Origin of the sequence: Sphingobium sp. B2D3C (assembly GCF_025961835.1) — a bacterium.
GTDB lineage: Bacteria > Pseudomonadota > Alphaproteobacteria > Sphingomonadales > Sphingomonadaceae > Sphingobium.
In genome coordinates this window covers 2,962,294-2,985,802 of sequence record NZ_JAOQOK010000001.1, presented here as the reverse complement: position 1 = coordinate 2,985,802, position 23,509 = coordinate 2,962,294, and the positions used below count along the sequence as shown (strand labels likewise).

23 protein-coding genes and 1 tRNA gene are annotated in these 23,509 nt (G+C 66.4%); 13 read left to right on the top strand and 11 right to left on the bottom strand.

What is annotated here, in order from left to right; all coding sequences use genetic code 11:
* Window positions 1-20 precede the first annotated feature (20 nt).
* Window positions 21-863 carry a 2,3,4,5-tetrahydropyridine-2,6-dicarboxylate N-succinyltransferase gene (dapD, locus tag M2339_RS13795; protein ID WP_264588206.1) on the bottom strand — a complete coding sequence of 281 codons (843 nt, stop codon included), beginning with the start codon at window positions 861-863 and terminating at the stop codon, window positions 21-23.
* Window positions 864-1,115: 252 nt separating this feature from the next.
* On the opposite strand from dapD, the gene M2339_RS13790 reads away from it, so the two are divergent.
* Both M2339_RS13790 and M2339_RS13785 read left to right on the top strand, forming a co-directional pair.
* A complete protein-coding gene (locus M2339_RS13790; RefSeq protein ID WP_264588207.1) occupies window positions 1,116-1,544 on the top strand; it encodes a GlcG/HbpS family heme-binding protein in 429 nt (142 codons plus the stop codon).
* 18 nt (window positions 1,545-1,562) lie between these two features.
* Window positions 1,563-3,677: a malate synthase G gene (locus M2339_RS13785; protein WP_264588208.1), complete on the top strand. Its 2,115-nt coding sequence runs from the start codon at window positions 1,563-1,565 to the stop codon at window positions 3,675-3,677.
* A 58-nt stretch (window positions 3,678-3,735) separates the two neighbouring features.
* On the opposite strand, the gene M2339_RS13780 is transcribed toward M2339_RS13785, so the two are convergent.
* Both M2339_RS13780 and M2339_RS13775 read right to left on the bottom strand, forming a co-directional pair.
* Window positions 3,736-4,176, bottom strand: coding sequence for a DUF4168 domain-containing protein (locus M2339_RS13780; protein WP_181560990.1), 441 nt, complete (start codon window positions 4,174-4,176; stop codon window positions 3,736-3,738).
* 204 nt (window positions 4,177-4,380) lie between these two features.
* Window positions 4,381-4,455 (bottom strand) — tRNA-Thr (locus tag M2339_RS13775).
* Window positions 4,456-4,565: 110 nt separating this feature from the next.
* On the opposite strand from M2339_RS13775, the gene M2339_RS13770 reads away from it, so the two are divergent.
* From M2339_RS13770 to M2339_RS13730, 9 genes are all read left to right on the top strand, one after another.
* Window positions 4,566-4,733: a hypothetical protein gene (locus M2339_RS13770; protein WP_264588209.1), complete on the top strand. Its 168-nt coding sequence runs from the start codon at window positions 4,566-4,568 to the stop codon at window positions 4,731-4,733.
* A 267-nt stretch (window positions 4,734-5,000) separates the two neighbouring features.
* Complete coding sequence (locus M2339_RS13765; protein WP_264606397.1) at window positions 5,001-5,642, top strand: CerR family C-terminal domain-containing protein; 642 nt, start codon at window positions 5,001-5,003, stop codon at window positions 5,640-5,642.
* 4 nt (window positions 5,643-5,646) lie between these two features.
* A complete protein-coding gene (locus tag M2339_RS13760) occupies window positions 5,647-6,651 on the top strand; it encodes an HlyD family efflux transporter periplasmic adaptor subunit (RefSeq protein WP_264588210.1) in 1,005 nt (334 codons plus the stop codon).
* Window positions 6,652-6,700: 49 nt separating this feature from the next.
* Window positions 6,701-8,455 carry an ATP-binding cassette domain-containing protein gene (locus M2339_RS13755; protein ID WP_264588211.1) on the top strand — a complete coding sequence of 585 codons (1,755 nt, stop codon included), beginning with the start codon at window positions 6,701-6,703 and terminating at the stop codon, window positions 8,453-8,455.
* On the top strand, window positions 8,452-9,636 hold the full coding sequence (locus tag M2339_RS13750; protein ID WP_264588212.1) for an ABC transporter permease: 1,185 nt from the start codon (window positions 8,452-8,454) through the stop codon (window positions 9,634-9,636). Before M2339_RS13755 ends, M2339_RS13750 begins: the two co-directional genes overlap by 4 nt.
* Window positions 9,636-10,763, top strand: coding sequence for an ABC transporter permease (locus M2339_RS13745; protein ID WP_264588213.1), 1,128 nt, complete (start codon window positions 9,636-9,638; stop codon window positions 10,761-10,763). Before M2339_RS13750 ends, M2339_RS13745 begins: the two co-directional genes overlap by 1 nt.
* A 5-nt stretch (window positions 10,764-10,768) precedes the next feature.
* Window positions 10,769-12,220, top strand: a complete 1,452-nt coding sequence (locus M2339_RS13740) for an efflux transporter outer membrane subunit (protein ID WP_264588214.1) — start codon at window positions 10,769-10,771, stop codon at window positions 12,218-12,220.
* Between the two features lie 426 nt (window positions 12,221-12,646).
* On the top strand, window positions 12,647-14,164 hold the full coding sequence (gene dnaA, locus M2339_RS13735; RefSeq protein ID WP_264588215.1) for a chromosomal replication initiator protein DnaA: 1,518 nt from the start codon (window positions 12,647-12,649) through the stop codon (window positions 14,162-14,164).
* Between the two features lie 379 nt (window positions 14,165-14,543).
* On the top strand, window positions 14,544-15,146 hold the full coding sequence (locus M2339_RS13730) for a murein L,D-transpeptidase catalytic domain family protein (RefSeq protein ID WP_264588216.1): 603 nt from the start codon (window positions 14,544-14,546) through the stop codon (window positions 15,144-15,146).
* 29 nt (window positions 15,147-15,175) lie between these two features.
* Here M2339_RS13730 and M2339_RS13725 read toward each other — a convergent pair whose 3' ends face one another.
* Genes M2339_RS13725 through M2339_RS13715 form a run of 3 tightly spaced genes read right to left on the bottom strand, consistent with a single transcriptional unit; the run spans window position 15,176 to window position 17,665 of the window.
* Window positions 15,176-16,372 carry a L,D-transpeptidase family protein gene (locus M2339_RS13725; RefSeq protein ID WP_264588217.1) on the bottom strand — a complete coding sequence of 399 codons (1,197 nt, stop codon included), beginning with the start codon at window positions 16,370-16,372 and terminating at the stop codon, window positions 15,176-15,178.
* A gap of 30 nt (window positions 16,373-16,402) precedes the next feature.
* Entirely contained in the window at window positions 16,403-17,377 is a 975-nt protein-coding gene (locus M2339_RS13720) for a TauD/TfdA family dioxygenase (RefSeq protein ID WP_264588218.1), read from the bottom strand.
* A 57-nt stretch (window positions 17,378-17,434) separates the two neighbouring features.
* Entirely contained in the window at window positions 17,435-17,665 is a 231-nt protein-coding gene (locus tag M2339_RS13715) for a zinc-finger domain-containing protein (RefSeq protein WP_264588418.1), read from the bottom strand.
* Window positions 17,666-17,787: 122 nt separating this feature from the next.
* Here M2339_RS13715 and M2339_RS13710 point away from each other — a divergent pair, with 122 nt between their 5' ends.
* Window positions 17,788-18,447 carry a hypothetical protein gene (locus tag M2339_RS13710; RefSeq protein ID WP_264588219.1) on the top strand — a complete coding sequence of 220 codons (660 nt, stop codon included), beginning with the start codon at window positions 17,788-17,790 and terminating at the stop codon, window positions 18,445-18,447.
* A 108-nt stretch (window positions 18,448-18,555) separates the two neighbouring features.
* Window positions 18,556-20,157 (top strand): ABC-F family ATP-binding cassette domain-containing protein, encoded by a 1,602-nt coding sequence (locus tag M2339_RS13705; protein WP_264588220.1) that lies wholly within the window; start codon window positions 18,556-18,558, stop codon window positions 20,155-20,157.
* A 15-nt stretch (window positions 20,158-20,172) separates the two neighbouring features.
* Here the strand turns inward: M2339_RS13705 and M2339_RS13700 are convergent, their stop codons facing one another.
* The 5 genes from M2339_RS13700 to M2339_RS13680 form a co-directional block, all read right to left on the bottom strand.
* Window positions 20,173-20,505, bottom strand: a complete 333-nt coding sequence (locus M2339_RS13700) for a zf-TFIIB domain-containing protein (RefSeq protein ID WP_264588221.1) — start codon at window positions 20,503-20,505, stop codon at window positions 20,173-20,175.
* Between the two features lie 333 nt (window positions 20,506-20,838).
* On the bottom strand, window positions 20,839-21,363 hold the full coding sequence (rpsI, locus tag M2339_RS13695; RefSeq protein ID WP_264571594.1) for a 30S ribosomal protein S9: 525 nt from the start codon (window positions 21,361-21,363) through the stop codon (window positions 20,839-20,841).
* Window positions 21,363-21,842, bottom strand: coding sequence for a 50S ribosomal protein L13 (gene rplM / locus M2339_RS13690; RefSeq protein ID WP_181560974.1), 480 nt, complete (start codon window positions 21,840-21,842; stop codon window positions 21,363-21,365). Before rplM ends, rpsI begins: the two co-directional genes overlap by 1 nt.
* Before the next feature lie 145 nt (window positions 21,843-21,987).
* A complete protein-coding gene (cutA, locus tag M2339_RS13685) occupies window positions 21,988-22,320 on the bottom strand; it encodes a divalent-cation tolerance protein CutA (protein ID WP_264588222.1) in 333 nt (110 codons plus the stop codon).
* A complete protein-coding gene (locus tag M2339_RS13680) occupies window positions 22,317-23,450 on the bottom strand; it encodes a COX15/CtaA family protein (RefSeq protein WP_264588223.1) in 1,134 nt (377 codons plus the stop codon). The genes cutA and M2339_RS13680 overlap by 4 nt, the downstream gene beginning before the upstream one ends.
* Window positions 23,451-23,509 lie beyond the last annotated feature (59 nt).

The following is a 23,509-nucleotide window of genomic DNA, read 5'->3' as shown; positions in this document are numbered from 1 at the left end:
GGCCCCGCCCCCTTTCCGGATCAGTCGCGCAGCAGGTCGTTGATGCCCGTCTTGGAGCGGGTCTGTGCGTCGACGGTCTTGACGATGACGGCGCAATAGAGGCTTGGGCCGGGCGTGCCGTCCGGCAGCGGCTTGCCGGGGAGCGAGCCGGGCACAACCACCGAATAGGGCGGCACCTCGCCCATATAGACCTTGCCGGTGGCGCGATCGACGATTTTGGTCGACTGGCCGATGAACACGCCCATCGACAGCACCGAGCCCTGGCCGATGCGCACGCCCTCGACGACTTCCGAGCGCGCGCCGATGAAGCAATCATCCTCGATGATCACCGGGTTGGCCTGCAGCGGCTCCAGCACGCCGCCAATGCCGACGCCGCCGGAGAGGTGGACGTTCTTGCCGATCTGCGCGCAGCTGCCCACCGTCACCCAGGTGTCGACCATTGTGCCTTCGCCGACGAACGCACCGATATTGGTGAAGCTGGGCATCAGGATGACGTTCTTGCCGACATAGCTGCCGGCGCGGACGATGGAGCCAGGCACGGCGCGGAAGCCGGCGGCGCGGAAATCCGCCTCGCCCCAGTTGGCGAACTTGGACGGCACCTTGTCCCACCAGTGGCCGGCGCCGGGGCCATTGTCGATCAGCGCATTGTCGTTGAGGCGGAAGGAAAGCAGCACGGCCTTCTTGAGCCATTGGTTGACCTGCCAGCCATTACCGCTGGGCTCGGCAACGCGTGCCTCGCCGCTGTCCAGCAGCGCCAGCGCCTTCTCCACCGCCGCACGGACGTTGCCGGTGGTGGACAGGCCGATATTGGCGCGGTCCTCCCATGCGGCATCGATGGTGGCGATCAGCTTGGTATCGGTCATGACGTCCCTCGTATTTCATCGCGAGTGCGGAGTGTGGGCCGCCCCTTAATGCGTTTTGGCGCGATGCTGAACCGCTTTGTGACCGGGGCGTTGGCATTTCGGCAGTTGCTGTGACCGGTGTCCTGTCGCCAGCAAGGCGTTGCGCTTCGCAGCTGATTCGACGCGGACGTCGCTGGTCTCGACTGAATGGGCCGGCTATGTCCACGCACAGCCAAATCCCGATGATCGCACGTGAGCGGAAGGAACAGATTTATGAGCCGGATCAGTTTGCAACAGGCCAATGCGGTCATCGAGGGCGTCTTGGCGAAAGCGCAGGCCGCAGGGTTAAAGCCGCTGAGCGCCGCCGTCGTGGATGCCGGTGGGCATTTGATCGCCTTTCAGCGCGGCGATGGCGCTTCTTTCGCGCGCGCGCAGGTGGCGACGGGCAAGGCGGCCGGGGCGCTCGCCATGGGCGTTTCGTCGCGCAAGCTGGGGGATATGGCGCAGGAGCGTCCCTGGTTCATCGGGGCTTTTGCGGCCTCCGCGCCGCATGCGGTGATCCCGGCTGCCGGTGGCGTCATCATCGTCGATGATGAGGGCGTGGCGATCGGCGCGGTCGGGGTGACCGGCGACACATCGGACAATGACGAAGCGGCCGCGCTGGCCGGGCTGGCAGCGGCTGGTCTCAAGGCGCAGGGTTGAACAGCGGGGATGCAAGGCATGACGAACAAGGTGGACCGCGCCGGGCTCTCGGTGGCGGAGGAACTGGCCGACTTCATCGAGCAGCGCGCGCTGCCGGGTACGGGGCTGACTGCGCAAGCCTTTTGGGCCGGCACGGCGGCGATCTTCGCCGATTTTGCACCGCGCAATCGGGCGTTGCTGGCGAAGCGCGACGATCTTCAGGCGCAGATCGATGCCTGGCATGAGGCGCGGGCCGGCCAACCGATCGATCAGCCGGCCTATGAGGCGTTCCTGCGCGAGATTGGTTATCTCGTTCCAGAGCCGGCGCCCTTCACCATCGATCCGCAAAAGGTCGATGCCGAGCTCGCCACGCTGGCCGGTCCGCAATTGGTGGTGCCGGTGCTCAACGCCCGCTTCCTGCTCAATGCCGCCAATGCCCGCTGGGGTAGTCTGTACGATGCGCTCTACGGCACGGATGCCTTGCCGGGAACGGCCAAGCCGGGCGGCTACGATCCCGAGCGCGGCGCGCAGGTCATCGCCTGGGCCAAGGCCTTTCTCGACAGGGCCGTGCCGCTGGTGTCCGGGAGCTGGGCGGACATGGGCGATCCCGCCAATGGCTTCGCGATCGCGGATGGCACCCAATATGTCGGCCAGACGCCCAAGGGCCGCCTGTTCCGCAAGAACGGCCTGCATATCGAGGTGGTGTTCGATCGCAATCACCCCATCGGCAAGAATGACCCCTCGGGCATCGCTGACGTAGTGATCGAATCAGCGCTCTCGACCATTGTCGATCTGGAGGATTCGGTCGCGGCCGTGGATGCGCAGGACAAGGTGGCGGCCTATGCCAATTGGCTCGGGCTGATGCAGGGTGACCTCTCTGCGACGTTCGAGAAAGGCGGCAAAACGCAGACGCGCAGGCTCAACCAGGACCGGGTTTTCAAGGATCGCGACGGGTCGGAATGGTCGCTCAAGGGACGCAGCCTCCTGCTCGTCCGCAATGTCGGCCATCTCATGACCACGCCGGCGATTGTGCTGCCCGATGGTGCCGAGGCGCCCGAGGGGATTCTCGATGGCATCGTCACCAGCCTGATTGCCCTACACGATCTCAAGGGCGCCGGCCCGGTGCGCAACAGTCTCGCCGGCAGCGTCTATATCGTGAAGCCCAAGATGCACGGGCCCGAGGAATGCGCCTTCACCAACGACCTGTTCGATGCGATCGAGGATATGCTGGGCATGGACCGGCACACCATCAAGGTCGGCGTAATGGACGAGGAGCGGAGGACGTCTGCGAACCTCGTGGCCTGCATCGCGGCAGTCAAGGATCGGGTGGTGTTCATCAACACCGGCTTCCTCGACCGGACGGGCGATGAGATTCACACATCGATGCGGGCCGGGGCGATGATCCGCAAGGGCGACATGAAGAGCGCCGCCTGGATCAAGGCCTATGAGGATCGCAACGTGCAGATCGGTCTGGCCTGTGGGTTCTCCGGCCGGGCGCAGATCGGCAAGGGCATGTGGGCGGCGCCGGACCGGATGGCCGACATGCTTGAGCAGAAGATCGCGCATCCCATGAGCGGGGCGAACACGGCCTGGGTGCCCTCCCCGACGGCGGCGACGCTGCACGCGACGCATTATCACACCGTCGATGTCGCGGCGCGCCAGCAGGAGCGCGGACACGAGCCGGTGGCGCCGCTTTCGGACCTGCTCACCGTGCCACTCTCGTCCGGCACCAACTGGTCCGAGCAGGAGATCGTCGAGGAGCTGGAGAATAATGCGCAGGGGATTCTCGGCTATGTTGTGCGCTGGATTGATCAGGGGGTTGGCTGTTCGAAGGTGCCGGACATCAACGACATCGGCCTGATGGAAGATCGCGCGACGCTGCGCATTTCCTCCCAGCATATCGCCAACTGGCTGCTCCATGGCGTGTGTACGCCAGCACAGGTCGATTCGGCCTTCGAGAAGATGGCGGCCAAGGTCGACGCACAGAATGCCGGCGATCCGCTCTATCGACCGATGGCAGGCCATCCGGAGAGCCTCGCCCTGCAAGCCGCACGGGCCTTGGTCTTCGAGGGCGTCGCGCAACCAAACGGCTATACCGAGCCCCTGCTTCATGCGTGGCGATTGCGGGTGAAGGGGCAGGACAACCGGGCATGAAAATGGGCGGCTCCGGAGGGAGCCGCCCAATTCGTTTCAGCGTTGTGCGCGCCGCGTCTTAGGGATTCGCGGTGGCCGGCTGCTGTGTCGCCATGTCGGCCGAGGCCAGTTCCTGAATCTTCTTTACGAGATCCGGATTGGTCCGGGTCGCCTGGGCAATCTCGTTGTAGCGCGCCGGCGTCAGGCCATTGGACTGCACTGCGGCGAGCATCTGCTCCTGCTTGGCGTCGGCAGCGACCGTTGCGTCCTTCTGGATCTTGTCCGCCTGGATAGCGGCCTTGGCAAAGCCGACCAGCTCCGCGTCCGTAAAGCTCGTGGGAGCCGCTGCCGTGGCCGGTGCGGCCGGCGTGGCAGGAGAAGCCGGCGCTGCGGGCGAGGCGGGCGACGCGGGGGCCGCCGGCTGTGCCGTGGCCGGCGCTGCGGTGTCCTGCGCCATGGCTGGCACAGCAATGCCGCCGCTCAGCAGCAACGCAGCGGTGTAAAGCAGTGATGACTTCATGACGGATACCTTTCAGATGTTTCGAACCGTGCTTGAAAGGTAGGGAGCGATGGGGAGGGGGCAAATAAACGTCGATTACACGTTTACTCACCGGGGTGAGGTGTGTCTGCAGCGCCACTCACGCACCGTAAGTCGATGATTTCTCATGGCCCACAACCAACCCTTCACGGGATGGTTCTGCGTTCTTCACAGCAAATGGGAAAATGGTGCTGCCGGCGAGGATTGAACTCGCGACCTCAGCCTTACCAAGGATGCGCTCTACCACTGAGCTACGGCAGCACTGCCGTTCGCAGGGGTACCCCGCGTCAGCAAGGCCGCGCCTATGGCCTTACCGTCTGGCCTTGTCAAGGCGACTTGCAGCGCAAAAGCCGGATTCGTAAAGCAAGGGCATGAGTACCCCGCCCTCCGACCGCCAACGCCGGCTCGCCGAAGCGCTGCGGGCCAATCTGCGCCGCCGCAAGGGGCAGGCCCGTGCCAAGACGGATGCGCCGGATTCAAAGGCCACGCTGGATCCACCTGTCGAGGGGCGCGAGGAGGAGGCTCCTACGGATCGCTAGGGCGTCGCAGCGGTTCAACCCAGCCTTCCTGACGGTTACTCTCACCATTTGACATTGTTCGTTCGATCGAACAAATATCCTTCATGCGGTCTCCATCGTCATTGTGCTGGTCATCGTTGGACGCCGCTCGACGAAGGATGTCGAGATCGAGCGGTTCAGGGACGTGCCACCAGCACGTCCGCCACGCCACGACGCGCAAAGAAAATGCATGAGGCCGTAACCCGCACGCGCAAGAAAGCGCTCGCAACGGATATCGGGGCCGCATCCGTGGACACAGAAACCCCTGCAAGAAGCGATCTTCCGTTGCAGATTATCGAAGCTGCCTTGGAGCAATTCGGCCGCTTCGGTTTCGATGGGGCAAGCACGCGCGAAATTGCCCGCGCTAGCGGGACGGCGATGTCCTCGATCACCTATCATTTCGGCTCCAAGGAAGGGCTGTACCTCGCCTGCGCCGACCATATCGCCTCCGTCGTGGGCAGTATCTACGCGCCGCTGATCGCCATCATCGAGAAGCAGCCACCGCAGACGCCCGCGCAGGCCCGCACACAGATGCTGGCGCTGCTGGAGACGCTGGCGCGCTTCCTGCTCTCGTCGCGCTCGGCGACCTTTGCGCAGTTCGTGGCGCGCGAGCAGCAGCACCCGACCGAGGCCTTCACGCGCCTCTACGATGGATTGATCGGGCCGCTGGTGGAGACCGCGATCCTGCTCTCTGCCGTCGCGCGGCCCTCGCTCGCCGAAGCGGAGCGCCGCCCGCTGATCCTCCATATCATGGGCATGGCGCTGATTTTGCGCCTCGGCCGCGCCTGCGTGGTGCGGACCATGCAAGTGCCCGATCTCGATTCCGCCACGGGCGAGGCGCTGGTCGCCAGCCTGCTCAAGTCCGCCGAAACCCTGCTCACCGAGGAATGACGCCATGACCCGCCAGCGCCTGATCGTGCTCATCATCGTCGCCGTCCTGCTGATCGCTGCCGTGAGCACGCGCGGCTTCGGGTTGCTGGGGCGGGATGACGGGCCTCTGACGCTCTATGGCAATGTCGACATTCGTGAAGTGGATCTCGGCTTCCGGGTCGGCGGACGGATCGCGCAGATCCCGGTCGAGGAAGGCCAGCGAGTCAAGCAGGGCATGCTGCTGGCCGAGCTGGACCGGGCCTCTATCGACAGCGCCGTCGCCCAGTCCGATGCGCGCGTGGCGCAGGCTCGCGCGGAACTGCTCAAGCTCCAGCGTGGCAGCCGGCCGGAAGATGTCGCCCAGGCGCAGGCCCGCCTTGCGGCGGCGCAGGCGGCGGCGCGCGATGCCCAGCGCGATTATGAGCGCCGCCAGCCGCTGGTCGCCCCGGGCGCAATCAGCCGCGATGTGTGGGAATCGACCGTCGCCATGCGCGATCGCGCTAATGCCCAGCTCGCCGAGGCGCAGGCGGCGCTGACCCTGGTGCGCACCGGCGCGCGGCGCGAAGACGTCGAGGCGGCGCGCGCGGCGGTGCAGGCGGCAGAGGCTGCCCGCAAGGGCGTTGGCACCGATCTCGACGACGCCCGCCTGCTCGCGAGCGTGGATGGTGTGGTGGTGACGCGCGCGCGCGAACCCGGCGCGATCGTGGCGCCGGGCGAAACCGTCTTCACGCTGGCCATCGATCGTCCTGTGCGCGTGCGAGCCTATGTGGCCGAGAACCAGCTCGGCCGGATCGCGCCGGGTATGACGGTCACGATCACGGCGGACGGCAACCCCAAGTCTTATTCAGGCATCATCGGCTATATTTCGCCGCGCGCGGAATTCACCCCCAAGACGGTGGAGACGAGCGATCTGCGCACCGACTTGGTCTATCGCTTGCGGATCGTCGTGGATCATCCGGACGGCAAGCTGCGGCAGGGCCAGCCGGTGAGCGTTGCCATCGCCGATCCCGCCCCCACAGCGAAGCGCTGACCATGCGCGGGACGTCGCCATCGCGACGGAATAACGGCGGCAGGCCGATATGAGTGACCTCGCGCCAGTCGCTGGCGATAGCCAGCCGGTCGCGACGGCCACGGGGATCGTGAAAGCGTTCGGCGACACACGTGCGCTCGGCGGGGTCGACCTGGTGGTGGTGCCGGGCAAGGTCACCGGGCTGGTCGGGCCGGATGGCGCCGGCAAGACGACGTTGATTCGCGTGCTGGCCGGGCTGATGCGGGCGGACCAGGGCGCCGTTTCCATTCTCGGCGCGCCGCCGGCCGACCGCCTTGATTCGATCGGCTACATGCCGCAGCGCTTCGGCCTCTATGAAGACCTGACCGTGCGTGAGAATCTCGTCCTTTATGCCGAGATGCGGGGTCTGCCGCGCGATGCGCAGGAGAGCGTCTTCAAGCGCCTGCTCGAATTCACCGATCTCGCCCGCTTTCAGGCGCGCCCGGCCGGCAAGCTCTCGGGTGGCATGAAGCAGAAGCTGGGCCTGGCCTGCGCGCTGGTGAGCACGCCGCCATTGCTGCTGCTGGACGAGCCGGGCGTGGGCGTCGATCCGATCAGCCGCCGCGAGTTGTGGGCCATGGTTGCTGAGCTGACCAAGGAGGGCATCGGCGTGCTCTGGTCCACCGCCTATCTCGATGAGGCCGAGCTGTGCGACACGGTGTACCTGCTGAGCGAGGGACGGACGCTGTTCACCGGCCCGCCGGCCACGCTGACCGATGCGATCAGCGACCGCGTGATTCGGGTCACCGGCTTTGCGGAGCGTCGGCGGCAGGCGCTCACCCGCGCACTCGACCGGCTGGACGTGATCGACGGCACCTTGCAGGGCCGCGCGATCCGCCTGCTCATCGGCGAAGGCCATGCGGTGCCTGATGCCGATGCACTCGATATGGGGCCGGAAACGCAGGTGTCTCGGGCACCCGCGCGCTTCGAGGATGGGTTCATCGAGCGGCTGGGGGGCGGGCCGGAAGGGACCAGCGCGCTGGCGGCGGCCTATCGCGAGATTCCCGCCAGCGATGCACCGGCCATCGAAGCCAGGGGGCTGACCAAAAGATTCGGCGACTTCACGGCGGCGCGCGATGTGAGCTTCACGGTTCCGCGTGGCCGGATTTTCGGCCTGCTCGGGCCAAATGGCGCCGGCAAATCGACCACGTTCAAGATGCTGTGTGGCCTGCTCACGCCGAGTGAGGGCAGCGGATCGGTGGCCGGGCACGATTTGCGCCGGGCCGCCGCACAGGCCCGCGGATCGCTGGGCTATATGGCGCAGAAATTCTCGCTCTATGGCGATCTGTCGGTCGCCCAGAATCTCGATTTCTTCGCCGGGGCTTATGATCTGGCTGGCGCACAGGCGCGCGCGGCGATCGAGCGTGTGACGGACATTTTCGAGCTCGGCGGCAACCTCAAGCGCAATGCCGGGACGCTGCCGCTCGGCTTCAAGCAGCGCCTCGCTCTGGCCTGCGCGGTGATGCACGAGCCGCCGGTGCTGTTCCTCGATGAGCCGACATCCGGTGTCGATCCGGTGATGCGCCGCGAGTTCTGGACGCATATCAACGGACTCGTCCGGCGCGGCGTCACGGTACTGGTCACCACCCATTTCATGGACGAGGCCGAATATTGCGACGATGTGACGCTCATCTATCGCGCGCGGCAGATCGCCAGCGGTCCGCCCGATTCGCTCAAGGCCAAAGCCGGCGAACTGACCGGCAAGGATGATCCCACGATGGAGGATGCGTTCATCGCCCTCATCGAGGCGTCCGACGCCCACCGGGACGCGGAGGCAGCGGCATGAGCAGGGCCGATCCCGACCCGGGTCTGGCGCAGGTGGAGGCGGGTGCCGGCGCCATGGCGGGCTCTTCGCGCCGCCGGCTGCTGGCGCTGATCGTCAAGGAATATGCCCAAATCCGGCGCGATCCTTCGACCTTCCTCATCGCCTTTGCGATGCCCCTGCTGCTGCTCTTCCTCTTTGGTTATGCGATTTCCCTCGATCCGCGCGACACCAAGATCGCTTTGGTCGTGCAGGATGACAGCGCGCCGGCCGCGCGGCTGGCGCAGGCCTATGCCCATTCGCCCTATTTCCAGGCCACCCCGCTCAATGCCGTGCTGCCCGCCCGCGCGCTGATGCAGCAGGGGGCGATCCGTGGTTTCGTCGTCATTCCGCCCGATTTCGGCCGGGCCATGGCCCAGGGCACGCCGCAGCCGATCCAGATCGTCACCGATGGCACTCAGCCCAATCAGGCGAATTTCGTCGCCAGTTATGCCGAGGGGGTGCGGCAAACATGGATGGCCGACGAGCTGGGGATGCGGCTCGGGCGCAGGGCTGCGCCGCCCATCGATGTCTCCCAGCGCATGTGGTTCAATCCGGGCCTGCAGAGCCGCTATTTCCTCGTGCCCGGCGCTATCGCCATCGTGATGACGATGATCGGGACGCTGCTCACCGCGCTGGTCGTCGCGCGTGAATGGGAGCGCGGCACCATGGAGGCGCTGCTGGCCACGCCGATGCGGATGACCGAGTTCATTCTCTCCAAGGTGCTGCCCTATTTCCTGCTCGGCATGGTCTCAATGGCGCTGTGCACCGTGATTGCCGTGACCGCCTTCGGGCTGCCCTTCCACGGGTCGATCTTCGCCCTGTTCGCCATCGCTGCCGCCTTTCTGCTGCCGGCGCTGGGGCTGGGGCTGTTCATCTCGGCGGCGACGCGCAACCAGTTCGTGGCGAGTCAGGTGGCGTTGCTCGCCTCCTTCCTGCCCACCTTCCTGCTCTCCGGCTTCATCTTCGAGATCGGATCGATGCCCTGGCCGATCCAGGCGCTGACCTATGCCGTGCCGGCGCGCTACCTCATTCCCGCGCTGCAAACCGTGTTCATGGCCGGGGACATCTGGGCGATCATCCTGCCCAATATCCTCATCATGCTGGGCTTTGGCCTCCTGTTCTTCATCCTCTGCTTCCGCGCGACGCGGCGGAGCCTCGACTGATGCCGATGCTACAGTTGCCTGCCCGGTTCACCCGCCTGCGCGCGATGATCGTCAAGGAAATCTGGGCGCTGCTGCGCGACCCCAAGTCGCGCATCGTGCTCGTGCTGCCGCCGCTGATTCAGTTGCTGATTTTCACCTTCGCCACCACGCTGGACGTCAAGAATGTCGACATCGGCCTCGTCGATCGTTCCGGCGGCGGCCATGCGCAGGAATTGCTCCAGCGCATTGAGGGCAGTCCGCGCTTTCGGGACGTCATCGTGCTGCCCTCCATGGCGGCGATGGAAGAGGCGATCGACGAGCAAAAGGTGCTTGCGGCGCTCGTCATTCAGGAGGATTTCGACCAGCGGCTGGCCCGAGGCCAAAGCGCCACGCTGGGCCTGGTGCTGGATGGCCGCCGGTCCAATGCCGCACAGATCGTCGCGGGCTATGTGAACCAGATCGCGGCGGGCTATGGGGCGGAACTGGCGCCGATCAGTGCGCGCATGGCCGGCGGCAGCGCGGTGACGCATTGGTACAATCCCAGCCTCGATTATATGTGGTTCACCCTGCCGGGGCTGGTGGCGCTGATCATCTCCATCGCCGGCATCGCCATCACCTCGCAGGCGGTGGCCCGCGAGCGGGAACTTGGGACGTTCGATCAGCTGATGGTCTCGCCCATGCGAGTGCATGAGATTCTCATCGGCATGATGGTGCCACCGCTCTTGGTCGGCATGGTCAATGGCGTGTTGTTTCTGGTGGTGGCGCAGGTTGCCTTCGGGGTGCCTTTCACCGGCTCCTTCCTGCTCTTCATCATCGCGATGCTGTTCTACCAGCTTGCCCTCATCGGCCTGGGTCTGCTCGTCTCGGCTATGTCGATGACGCAGCAGCAGGCGTTTCTCGGCTCGTTCATCGTCACCGTGCCGCTCATCCTGCTCTCCGGCTATGCCGCGCCGATCGAGAATATGCCGGACTGGCTGCAGATCATTACGCACGCCGATCCGGTCCGCTATTTCCTCATCATCGTGCAGGGCCTGTTCTTGAAGGCCATGCCCGCCGCCGTCGTGTTCCATCAGCTCTGGCCGCTTGGCGTCATAGCCCTCGTCTCTCTGAGTGCGGCGGCCTGGCTGTTCCGTGCCCGAATGGAGTGAAGTCCATGCGTGTTACCTCTCTTCCTCCGCTCGCCGGCGCTGCGCTGGCACCACTCCTGCTCTCCGCTTGCGCGCTCGGTCCCGCCTATGCGCCGCCGCAGACCCAACTGGCGGATCGCTGGCTGGGCGAGGCTGGGACGGGCGCCGTGCAGGCCGAGCGGTGGTGGGAGCAGTTGCACGATCCCATGCTCAACGGGCTGGTCGAGCAGATGCTGGCCCGCAATCCGGACCTGCGCGAGGCACAGGCGCGGGTCGCGGAGGCGCGGGCGAATCGCGATGCCGTGCGCGGCGGGCGCCTGCCGCAGGTGACGACGAGCGCCAGCGGCAATCAGGTGGTGCTGAGCGAGAATGGCCAGATGCCGGTGGGCCAGATTCCCGGTTTCGCGCGGGACTTCCCACTGTTCGATGTCGGCTTCGACGCCAGCTGGGAACTTGATTTGTGGGGCCGGCAGGCGCGTCAAAGTGAGGCCGCGCAGGCGCGTAGCGAGGCGGCGGCGCTCTCGGCGCAAGCGGTGCGGATGCAGCTCATCGCGGAGCTGGCCCGGGCCTATGTCGGTCTGCGGCAGGCGCAGGCGGATCTTGCGGTCGCGCAGGAGATGCTTGCCGCGCGCACGCAGCTTGCCGATCTGGCGGGGCTGCTGGAGCGTGCTGGCGAAGCCAATGCCATCGATGCCGGCCGCGCGCGGGGCGAGGCCGAGACCGCCCGGCTGGCGGTAACGCAGGCGCAGGCCGGCGTGCGGAGCGCAGCGGTGCAGGTGGCGCGGCTCGTCGGCAAGGAACCCGCGGCGCTGGTCCCGCAACTGGAGCAGCCGGGCGCCATTCCCGCGCCGCCGCCGGCCATTGCGGCGGGCCTGCCCTCCGAGCTGTTGCGGCGTCGGCCGGATATTCTCGGCGCCGAGCGGGAGCTGGCGGCAGCCACGGCCGATATCGGCGTGGCGCGGGCCGATCTGTTCCCGCGCCTGTCGCTCAGCCTGGCTGTCGGCCAGCAGGCCCGCGCGATCGGCGATCTGGTGAGCGGGGACAGCACCCGGCTGCAGGGCGGGGGCGGTCTGTTCTGGCCGCTGTTTAACGGCGGGCGGGCGCGGGCGATGGTGCGTGCGGCCGATGCGCGCGCGCAGGCAGCGGCGGCCCGCTATGATGGCGCCGTGGTCGGCGCGCTGGCGGACAGTGAAGACGCGATCAATCGATTCGACCGCAGCGTTGAGGGGCTCGCCGCTGCACGCGAGACGCTGGCGCGGGAAGAGGCTGCCTATGCGCTGGTGTCCCGCCGCCAGGCCGCTGGCGAGGACGACCGGCTCGCCCTGGCGCGGGCCGCTCTGGCGCGCCAGTCCGCGATGCAGCAGCTGAACCGCGCGCAGGCGGGGGCGGTCCAGGCTGCGATTGCACTCCACAAGGCATTGGGAGGTGGCTGGACGTCCGAGTCGCAGGCCTCGATGGAACCCGACGGAGCGCGCTGAGCGAGCCGCGTGAGAACAAGAAGAGGACAAGCGCAAATGGTGTCCGAACGGTTAAACTTTCGGGGCGCAGGAGCGCCGTGACCTGATCTTCGGAATCCCAACGATTCGCAGCGGGCGCAGCCAATTCCGGCCTCCCAAGTCTGGAAAAACATGCTAAATATCAGTGGTTTATCTGTTTAACCGTCCTTCCGGTCGGGATTCCGTGGTCAAGCATTTTATTTCAGATTTTTGACAGAGGGCGTGCTTGATCGGGGGGGCGAGCACTGCCACAACTTGCCCTCGGCGGGGCTCGAATCGTAGCCTCGTCATACAGCGGTCTGAGTTGAACACTGGACGTGGGAGGGGCACTCCCGCGAGGGATTTTCGCGTCCAGCGTCTGACAGCAGATCACCTGCGAGGAGTAGGACGATCGGGGATCGGGAAGACATGGGGCAACACGTGAATCAGCAACATTTCAGCAGCGTTGCCGACGGCATCGGGCCAGTCGACATCGGCGAGCAGCCCGAGCGCGAGGCGCTGGAACAGGCATGGACGGAGATCCGCGCGGGGCTGCGCAGGGCCGTCGGGGTTCGCCTGTTCGATCAATGGATTCGGCCGTTGCGGCTGGGCAGCTTCTGCGCCCAGTCCGGCACGCTCGATATCGAGGCGCCGTCGGAATTCGCGGCGAGCTATGTTTCCAGCAATTTCGCCACCCGTATTGCTCTGGCCTGGCGCACGACGCCGGTCGGCGTGCATGACCTGCGCATCGTTCGAGCCAGCGAAGCGCCTGAAACGGTGCCGGTCACCCCGCGCGGCTTCCGCCCACAGGAGAGCACGGCGCGTCCGGGCCAGTCGGCGCGGGCGCTTGCGTCCTCGCAAGACGCATCGACCAACCGCGAGTCGGCGGGGCGGCGCGCTGCGCAACGCTTCGAGCCGCGTCACGATTTCGCTGGCTTCATGACGGACGAGAGCAATGTGCTGGCGGCGTCGGCTGCCAAGGCCATGGCCGGCGCGACCCGCCCGGCCTTCAATCCGCTGTTCATCCACGGCCCGACCGGCTTTGGCAAAACGCACCTCCTCCACGCCATTGCGCAGGCCTATGGCGAGACGCTTGGCGGCAGCACCGGTGCGCCGCCGAGGGAGGGGGCGATCCTCTATATGTCGGCCGAGCGGTTCATGAACGAGTTCGTGGCGGCGATTCGCGCCAACGACACCTTCTCGTTCAAGGCCCGGCTGCGCGAAGCACGGATGCTGCTGGTCGACGACATCCAGTTCATCGCCGGCAAGGGGCCGACACAGGAGGAATTCCTCCATACGCTCAACGATCTCATCGATGCCGGTGCGCGGATCGCGATCGCCGCCGATCGGCCGCCCCAGCAGCTTGGCTCGGTCGATCCGCGCATCCTGTCCCGCTTGGCGGGCGGGCTGGTCGCCGACATCCAGCCTGCCGGCCTTGAGCTGCGCATGAAGATCTTGGAAGCGCGGCGCGAGGCGGTGGCGGACATCGCCGTGCCGGACGACGTCATCGCCCTGCTCGCCGGGGCCATCCGCACCAGCATTCGGGAGTTGGAGGGCGCCTTCAACAAGCTGGTGGCTTATGCCCAGCTCGTCGACAAGGCGATCACCACCGAACTGGCCCAGTCGATGCTGGCCGAATCGCTGCGGGCCAGCCACCGGCGCATCACCATCGATGAGATCCAGAAGCTGTGCGCGGCCCATTATCGGATCGACCAGTCCGAAATGCGCTCACAGCGTCGCGCGCGTGCCGTTGCCCGGCCGCGTCAGGTGGCGATGTATCTGGCCAAGAAGCTCACGCCGCGCTCGCTGCCGGAAATCGGCCGCGTGTTCGGTGGACGGGACCACAGCACGGTGATCCACGCCGTGAAGACCATCGAGGCGATGCGTCTCGATAATCCCGAGATGGATGCGGATATCCGCACGCTGCAGAAGCAGCTCGAGGGATGAAGGGGTGAAGAGGCGGGCTGGGTGCGGTGTGCATCCGGCTCGGCAGGCGGCGCGCCGCTGCTACCCGAGATAATTATGTCCCGCCTCAGCCAGCTTGAGGAGATCACTTGGTCTCCATCCATCCACCACGTGCTCCTGCGAAGGCAGGAGCCCAGGGCGGTTTGGCGGTCCCATGCGCCCTAGGCTCCTGCCTTCGCAGGAGCACGGGGTGGTCAGGTCGTGGGGTTTTCTTGCCCATCGCGCGGCCAGCGAAACGCGCGATGCACCGCACGGGGGTTGGCAAATGGAGGCTCTTCCCCTATTTTCCGATCTATCGAAGCCTCCGCGGGGACGGGATGCGGGGCGCGTTGCAATCATCGATTGATCGAAAAGAGCCGTCATGTCCGTTGTGCATCGCCGTCAGTTTCTTACGCTCGCTGGAGCGGCCGCATGGGCTGCTCTGGTGCCTGCCAGTGTGCGCGCCGCCGTGCGCACGCCGCCGCAATGGGCCAAGCTCGTTGCCAAGGCGGAAGCGGCCATGGACCAGTATAGCGTCAAGTTGCGCGACCGGTTCGTCGTCGTGGACTTCTCGCTGCCCTCGGCCGCCGCGCGGATGCTGCTGGTCGATCGCGAGAGCGGCCTCCACCGGCTACTGACCGTCGCGCACGGGCGTGGGTCCGATCCGGCGCATAGCGGCTTCCTGCACAGCTTCAGCAATGCGCCCGGCTCAAACGCCAGCTCGCGCGGAGCCTATCTCACCGGCGCCCATTACACCGGCCAGCATGGCCGCTCGCAGCGGCTGATTGGGCTGGAGACGAGCAACGACAATGCCGAGGCGCGCGCCATCGTGATTCATGGCGCCTGGTACAGCAATGACGACATGGTGAAGCGCCTCGGCAAGCTCGGCCGCAGCGAGGGCTGCTTCGCCGTGAGCGAAACGCAGATCAACCCTCTGCTCGACTGGCTCGGCCCCGGACGGATGCTCTACGCCGACAAGGTGTGAGGCGCCACTGACGAGCGTGTTACGGGCGCCTAGCCGGCCAGACATCCCATGCTGGAGAGTTGCCGGGTCGCGGCGAGGTTGCCGGCGCCGAGGGCCGCGGCAATGTCGCCATCCAGCCCGTAGACATCATCGAACCTGTTAAGCCGGCCTTTCGCATCGGCACGCACGGTCATGTAGACGATGTAGACCGGAAGCGGCGGGGACAGCTTGGCCGTCACGGTGGTGCCGGCGGCGACTGCAGCGTCGATCCGCGCTCGCGTCCAGTCCGTGCCGGCGAGCATCGCCACGGCGAGGTCGAACGGTTGGTCCGTGCGCACACAGCCATGGCTGAAGGTGCGCTCTTCTTTCTCGAACAGGCTCTTGCTCGGCGTGTCGTGCAGGAAGATGGCGAGCGGGTTGGGCATGTCGATCTTCATCTGCCCGAGTGCGTTGCCGGGGCCTGGCTGCTGCACGACCTGCAGGCTGCCGCCTTGCTGGGTCCAGCTATAGCCCCGCGCGCGGGCTGTGGCCGGGCGCGTGCGGATCAGCGCACCGACGCTCTCGCGCACGATCGACTGCGGCACGGTCCACGTCGGGTTGAGGATGACCCCAGTGGCGGTGGTGGTGAATTGGGGCGTCGGCGTGCCGGGTTTGCCCACGATCACCCGGTGCGTGACCAGCACCGCACCGCGATCGACCAATTGCGCCACATATTCCGGCACGTTCACGATCAGATAGCGCGGCCCCATGTCGCGGGGCAGCCAGCGCCAACGCTCGAGATTGGCGCGCAGCCGGGCACGGTCCGCCACGGCATCGGCCGGCAGGCTCAGCAGCGCGGCCCGGAGCCGGCGATAATCGGCATGGGCAGGGGCCAGCCGGTCCAGCTCGGCAGCGATATCGCCGCTGCTCAGCGCGCGGTCGATCAGGGCGAGCACCGCGTCCGGGCTGAGATTGGGGGTGCGGAAATAGGAGAGGCGGCGCTGGTCGGCAGGCACCCGGCCATTGGCGAGGTCGCGGGCTATCAAGGCAAAGCTGCGCGTCGCAGCGATGTCAAGGCCGCGCTGGTCTCCAGCGCCAAGGGCAGTGCTGAGCCGGTCCAGCTCATAATCGCGCGGATCGAGGCCGTGCGAGTCGATCTTCCGGCCATAATCGAGCAGCGTGGTTGCCGCGGGGCGGGACCAGGGCGTGCTGGCCTGCGCCGGCATCGCGATGAGAAAACACAGAAGAGCGAGCAGGATACGAGGCATGGGCCGTCCTCCCAAGATGATCGGTCCCTCCTAGGCCGGCACCGCAACCCCGCCATGATATGCATCAATCTCCGCCGTCAGGCTGCGCATGGCGGGATGAATCGGCCGTCCGTCCGGGATGTTCAGCCACAGGCGCAGCAGCAGGCGGCGCGCATCGGGCGTGTCATGGAATTGCTGGCGCGAGTGCAGCACGAGGAAATTGTGCCAGAAGAACATCTCGCCGGGCTGCAGCACGAAATCGGCGCGGACATCGGGCCGCAGCGCGATCTCGTCGAACAGGGCGAGCGCCTCGCGGAACGCAGCAGGCAGCTTCTCCGGCTCGCGGCCATGGCGCAGGAACACGCGGTTGTTGAACCCGCTCGTCTTGCCATCCAGTGTCCAGAAGAAGGGCAGCGCCTCTTCATGAGGCTGCTGCCGCTGGGGCCAGTCGATATAATGGCCTTCGTAGAGACGGGCGAGAAGATCGGGTCGCTCGCGGGCCATGATGTTGTGGATGGCGAGCAGGCTGACAGCACCACTCTCGCCGCCCTGCGCCGAGGCACGAAGGCCGTAGAGCGAGAGGACTTCGTGAAAATCGGTATGGGAGCGCAGTTCCAGATCGGACGTGTAGCCGCGCGGCGGCCCGCCCTCTTCCTTCTGGACATGGGCGATATGGTCGCCACGCGGGCTTTGCACCACGCCGGCGCCGATATGGGTGCCGAGCCCCCAATAGAGCCGCTCATGATCTGCCAGATCATAGCGGCCAGCATCGATCCCGGCGAGGATGACCGCGCCGCAGCCATGGAAAAGCTGCCAGCGCGCTGCCTTCATCAGCGCGTCGATTTCAGGGCAGGAGAAATCCTCGCGCCGGATGTCATGCGCGACTCGGCCGCGCACGCGGAGCACGGCGCGATCGATAGCGTCGCGTTGCGCAGGGGAAAGCCGATGGGTGAAGCCCTCGCGTCCACCGATTTCGGTACTGGTCCAGACAGCGGGATCGTCGACCGGCACGGGATGCAATGGCATGGGCGGTCGATCCTCTCCGTTGATGGCCCGGTCTTCGCCGGGTGGGTCGTCAGCCGTTCAGAGGCTGGCGCCGGACGAAATGTCTGGCTTGTTCACGATGTCTGGGGTGTCGGCCGGGCCACCCGCCAGCACGAAGCGCCTGTCGCAATAGCCGCAATCGACATAGCCATGCTCGTCGATCTCCAGGAAGATGCGCGGATGCCCCAGCGCAGCGGGGATGCCGTGGCCCGAGCCATCACAGGAGACTCGGCGAGCATGAACGTGAATGGTTTCAGGCGGCGTGTGCATGAGGATGGCGGTTAGCACCCCCGCCGCCAGCGGGCAATATGGAGGATGGGTTGATCCCGCGCAAAGCCCTGCGCTGATGGCCGACCTATCCTGTGCACATCTTGGGAGACGAGCGGCAGACGATGGGCAATCCTTCAGAGCAGCAGGACCGCGCGATCGCCGCACGGCTCGCTTATGCGGCTGCACTGGCCTGCGCATTGCTCGCCCTCGCCTATGTCGGCGGGCAACTGCTCGAATGGCTCGGCTTGCTGGGCTCTGCCGGCGGCCCGAATGCTGCCAGCACCCCGCGCGGGCTGGCGCTGCTGCTCACGCCGTCGCTGCTGCTCGGCCCAGCCTTTGTGATCCTCATGGCCGCCCTGCATCGGCTCGCGCCGCTGGGGCGCCGGGCCTTCAGCCAAAGCGCGTTCGGCTTCGCGATCATGTACGCGACGCTTACGGGCCTCGTCTATTTCGTTCAGCTCACTTTCGTCGCGCCGAGACTGGCCAGCGGCGATACGGCCGGCATCGAGCCCTTTCTCTTCCTGCCCTATCGTAGCTTCCTCTTCGCGGTGGATCTGCTGGGCTACGCTCTGATGAGTCTCGCTACCTTGCTGGCTGCCTTCGCGCTTCCCGCCGGGCGGGGCGGCCACGCGGCTCATGCAGCCCTGCTCGCCAATGGCCTCCTCATGCCGGCGCTGGCGCTGCAGATGTTCTGGCCGTGGCTGATCTGGGTGGGTGCCTTGTGGGCACTCAGCTTTCCCGCCGCGATGCTTCTCGTTGCGCGCTTGGTGCGGCGGATTTGATTCCGCGCACGATCGCGCTTACATCGCACCTTCAACGCCAGCAGGAGCACATCATCATGGACAAGGCACCGGACATCCGCCCGATTGTTCCTTCGTCACAGGTGTTCCATGCCCGGCCCAAATCCCGCTCTTCTCACCCTCGATCACGTCACGCTCGCCCGGCCTGACGGGACGGCGCTTTTCTCTGACCTGACTCTCGCCATCGGGCGGGAGCGGGTCGGCCTTGTCGGGCGCAACGGCGCCGGCAAGTCGAGCCTGCTCGCGCTGATCGCAGAGGGCGGCGCGCCGCAGGCGGGGACGATCCACCGGACCGGGCGCATCGGCACCTTGCGGCAGATCCAGCCGGATGCTGGCAGCGTTGCACATGCGCTCGGCTTGTCCGATGCGCTGGAGAGACTGGCGCGCCTGGACGCGGGCGAAGGATCGCTGGAGGATGCAGCGGAGGCGGACTGGACTCTGCCCGAGCGCCTTGAGCGAGCGCTGGCCGATGTCGGGTTGACCGGCACCGGCCTTGATCGCGATTGCGCGACGCTGTCTGGTGGGGAACGCACCCGCGTCGGGCTGGCGGCGATGCTGCTTGCAGAGCCCGAACTGCTGCTGCTCGATGAACCCACCAACAATCTCGATGACGCCGGCCGGGCCGCGGTGGCGGCGTTGCTGGGCCGCTGGCCGGGCGGCGCGCTCGTCGCCAGCCATGATCGCGCGCTGCTGGAAGGCATGGACCGGATCGTCCAGCTCTCGCCGGTCGGGGCCTTCAGCGTCGGCGGGGGTTGGAGCGCCTTTGTGGCGAGTCGCGATGCGATGCGCGCACGGGCCGAGGACGAGCTGGATCGCAGCCAGCGCACGCTCGCCCGGCAGCAGCGGGATGCCCAGGCTCAGGCCGAGCGCAAGGCCCGGCGGGACAAGGCCGGGCGCACTGCCCGGGCGCGGGGGGATCAGCCGCGCATTCTGCTCGGCAAGCGGGCGGAGCAAGCCGAGCAAAGCGGGGCGCGCGAGCGTCATCAGGCCGAGCGCCAGATCGGCGCCGCCAGCCAGTCGCTAGAGGCCGCCCGCGCGCAGGTGGAGGTTCTGACGCCGCTGCAGATCAATCTGCCATCGGCCGGCCTCCCGCATAATCGCACGGTACTGCGGCTTGAGGATGTGGTGCTGGCACGGGGCGGGCGCCGGCTGTTCGGCCCGCTGTCCTTTGCTATGACCGGGCCGGAGCGCGTCGCGATCACGGGCCCGAACGGCAGTGGCAAGACCAGCCTTTTGGCCTTGGCGGTCGGCCTGGCCGAGCCGAGCGCGGGGACCATCCATCGCGGGCCGGGCCGGATCGCGATGCTCGACCAGCATGCCGACCTTGTGAGGCCCGGCCAGACCCTGCAAGCAGCGATGCTGGCCGCGCATCCCGGTATGACCCCGCACATGGCGCATGAGGCGCTGGCTCGCTTCGCCTTTCGCAACCGCGATGCCCTGAAGGATGTCGCGGTGCTGAGTGGCGGCGAGCGGCTGCGCGCCGCCCTGTGCGTGATCACAAGCGGGCCGGTGCCGCCGCAGCTTTTAATCCTCGATGAGCCGACCAATCATCTCGACATAGAGAGCACCGAGCTCCTTGAGCAGGCGCTCGCCGACTATGACGGCGCCTTGCTCGTCGTGAGCCACGATGCCGCGTTTCTGGACCGGATCGGCATTGAGCGGCGGCTTGCGCAGGGCGTGGACGGCTGGTGAGAGCTAAACCCTCGATCAGTCGAACAGCTCTTCGAGGAACGACTTCTTCCGCTTGGGATAGCCTTTATGCGAGCGGTAGCCGCTGTCTCGATAGCCCTGCTCGCGATATCGCTCGTCGCGGTACGGCTGCTGGATCTGAGGTTGGGGCGGATAAGGCTCGGCGCGGGTCTGCGGCGGGGCGGCAGGCGCCAATTCGGCACTGGCGCGCTCGATAATCTTGTCCAGCTCGCCCCGGTCCAGCCACACGCCACGGCATTGGGGGCAATAATCGATTTCGACGCCTTGGCGCTCGCTCATCACGAGCGGCACGCGGCAGACGGGGCAGGGCATGGACTGGGCTGATGACATGAAAAACCTCCGATGGAACGACTGTCGATCGGGTGACTGATGCAGGTCTTCAATGGGTCTGGACCCGGCACCGAGCGCACTCGATGCGGTCCGACATCACGATCCATAGGGGATCGCCAGAGGGGCCCGGCCCGCAAGGCCAAAGTAGGTGAGCCCTGTTGCAGGTCAAGCCGTCGCGCGTGAACCTATGAGCGCTGCGCCCACAACGCGTCCAAAAGAAAAGGGCCGCCCTGAAGAGCAGCCCTTGTTCCGATCCCGGACGGGAAATTCTGAAGCTTCTGCTCGTCCGCGGAGCCGGACCATGGTCTGCTCCGCGAAACGACGCCGACGTTCTTAGCGCTTCGAGAACTGGAAGCTGCGGCGAGCCTTGGCGCGGCCGTACTTCTTGCGCTCGACGACGCGCGGGTCGCGCGTGAGGAAGCCTTCTGCCTTCACGGCGGCGCGCAGCGTGGGCTCATATTTGCTGAGCGCCTGCGCGATCCCGTGCTTCACGGCGCCGGCCTGACCGGAAAGACCGCCACCCTTCACGGTGCAGATCACGTCATACTGGCCGGTGCGGTCGGTGACCGTGAAGGGCTGATTGATGACGAGACGCAGCGTGGGACGTGCGAAATAGGTTTCCTGATCGCGGCCGTTGACCGTGATCTTGCCGGTGCCGGGCTTCACCCACACGCGGGCGACGGCATCCTTACGACGGCCGGTGGCGTAGGCGCGGCCCTGCTTGTCCAGCTCCTGCTGGCGCAGCGGCGCGTTCGACACCTTCACCGGTGCCTGCACGGCGTCGGTGGCGGCGGGCGCATCGGCGTTACCCTGGGTGAGGTCCTGCAGATCGGACAGCGAGTTGACGGTATCGGACATCAGGCACCAACCTTGTTCTTGCGGTTCATCGCCGCAACATCGAGCACTTCGGGGTTCTGGGCTTCATGCGGATGTTCGCTGCCCGCGAAGACGCGCAGGTTGCGCATCTGCTGACGACCGAGGGGACCGCGCGGAATCATGCGCTCCACGGCCTTCTCCAGCACGCGCTCGGGGAAACGACCCTCGAGCACCTTCTGCGGAGAGGTCTCCTTGATGCCGCCGGCATAGCCGGTGTGCTTGTAATAGCGCTTGTCGGTCAGCTTGTTGCCGGTGAACTTCACCTTGTCGGCATTGATGACGATGACATTGTCACCGCAGTCGACATGGGGAGTGAAGCTGGGCTTGTGCTTGCCGCGCAGGATGTTCGCGATGATGCTCGCGACGCGACCAACGACGAGACCCTCGGCGTCGATCAGCAACCATTTCTTCTCGACCGTGGCCGGGGTTGCCGGCTTGGTGGTCTTCATGAGCGCCTTCATGGCCTCTTGCCTCCAGGAATGAGTATCCAGAAAATAACAACAGCGGCGCCCCGGAAAAGGCACCGCCCGCGCGGCCCCAATGGCGATGAGGGGGCGGAGAGTCAAGAAAAAGCACGCCCTTGCTGACGGGTATCAGAATACCCTATCAGTCCAGACGGGCGTCAGGCCGGGTTTTTTCGTGCACCCAGGTGGCATAGGCCGGGGTGGTGTGCGCGGGCCAGGTGAGGATCGCGGGGAGATCATAGGCATGGGCCTGCGCAATGGCGGTCATGAGCGCCGCGCAGCGGTCCGGCGCGGTCTTGAACAGCACCACCGTTTCGGCGCTCTGCTCGATGACGCCATCCCACGGATAGATCGAGCAGCCTTCGCCGAAGACATTGGCGCAGGCGGCCAGTCGCTCTTGCACCATCTGGCGGCCCGCCGCTTCAGCTTCCGCGCGCGAACCATAAGGCACGTAGACCAGAGCGATCTCGCTCATGCGCGCGCAGGCGTGAGATCCGATTCGCGATCCCGCTGGCCGAGTCGATGCGCGCCGGCCACCGCGATGGCGAGAAGCAGCGCGCCGGTAACCTGATGCGTCACGGCAATGTGCAGCGACACGCCGGTCAGCACCGTGCCGATGCCGAGCATCACCTGTACCAGCGTGGCGCCGGTCAGCGCATAAGAGAGGCGAAGCGCGCCCTGGGCATGAAGGCGCCCGGCCATCCACAGCATGGCGCCCGCCGCGACCATGGCCCACCAGCGATGGAGGAAATGGACGAGGAACGGATCGCTGGTCAGCGTCATCCACAGCGACCCCCACCATGCGATGCCGTCCGGCACGAAGCGGTCGTTCATCATCGGCCATGTGTTGGAAACATAGCCGGCGCGCAGGCCGGCGGTGAGCGCACCGAGCAGCAACTGGACGAAGAGGATGAGCACGGGGATGGTGCCCGCCCATGTCGGCACGGCCCGTCGCGGCGCGAGGGCGGCAGACGTGGTGGGGCTGGCGGGATTGGCGGCATCGTGCCGGGCCAGGCGCAGGAAGTCGCAGGCGGTCCACACCACGGCGCCGAGCAGGATCAGTGCCATGCCCAGATGCGCGGCGAGCATCGCCGGCTGCACGTTCACCCGGTCGACAAGGCCGCTCTTCACCATCAGCCAGCCGACGGCGCCTTGCGCGCCGCCCAGCGCCAGCAGCACCAGCAGGCGGACACCGAAGCCGCGCGGAATGGCGCGCCGCAGCGCGAACCACGCCAGCGGCACGGCATAGGCAAGGCCGATGATGCGGCCGACCAGACGGTGGAAATATTCCCAGAAATAGATGTGCTTGAACGCTTCGAGCGTCATGCCCTTGTTCATCAGCGCATATTGCGAGCTGGTGCGATACTGGTCGAACTCTTCCTGCCACTGCGCCTCATTCATGGGCGGCAGGGTGCCGGTCACCGGCTTCCACTCGGTGATGGAGAGGCCCGACTCGGTCAGGCGGGTGATGCCACCCACCGCCACCATGAAGAGAATCAGGCCCGCGACGACAAACAGCCAGCGTGCCAGCGTGGCGGGACGGCCAAGATGGCGCCCGCTGACCGCGGGCGCACCGGGCGAGGACGAGTGCGCAAGTTCAGCCATCCGGTCCCCATGCGCCGCGGGATCGGCGGAAGCAAGCCCCCCGCATAAAGGGCTCACCC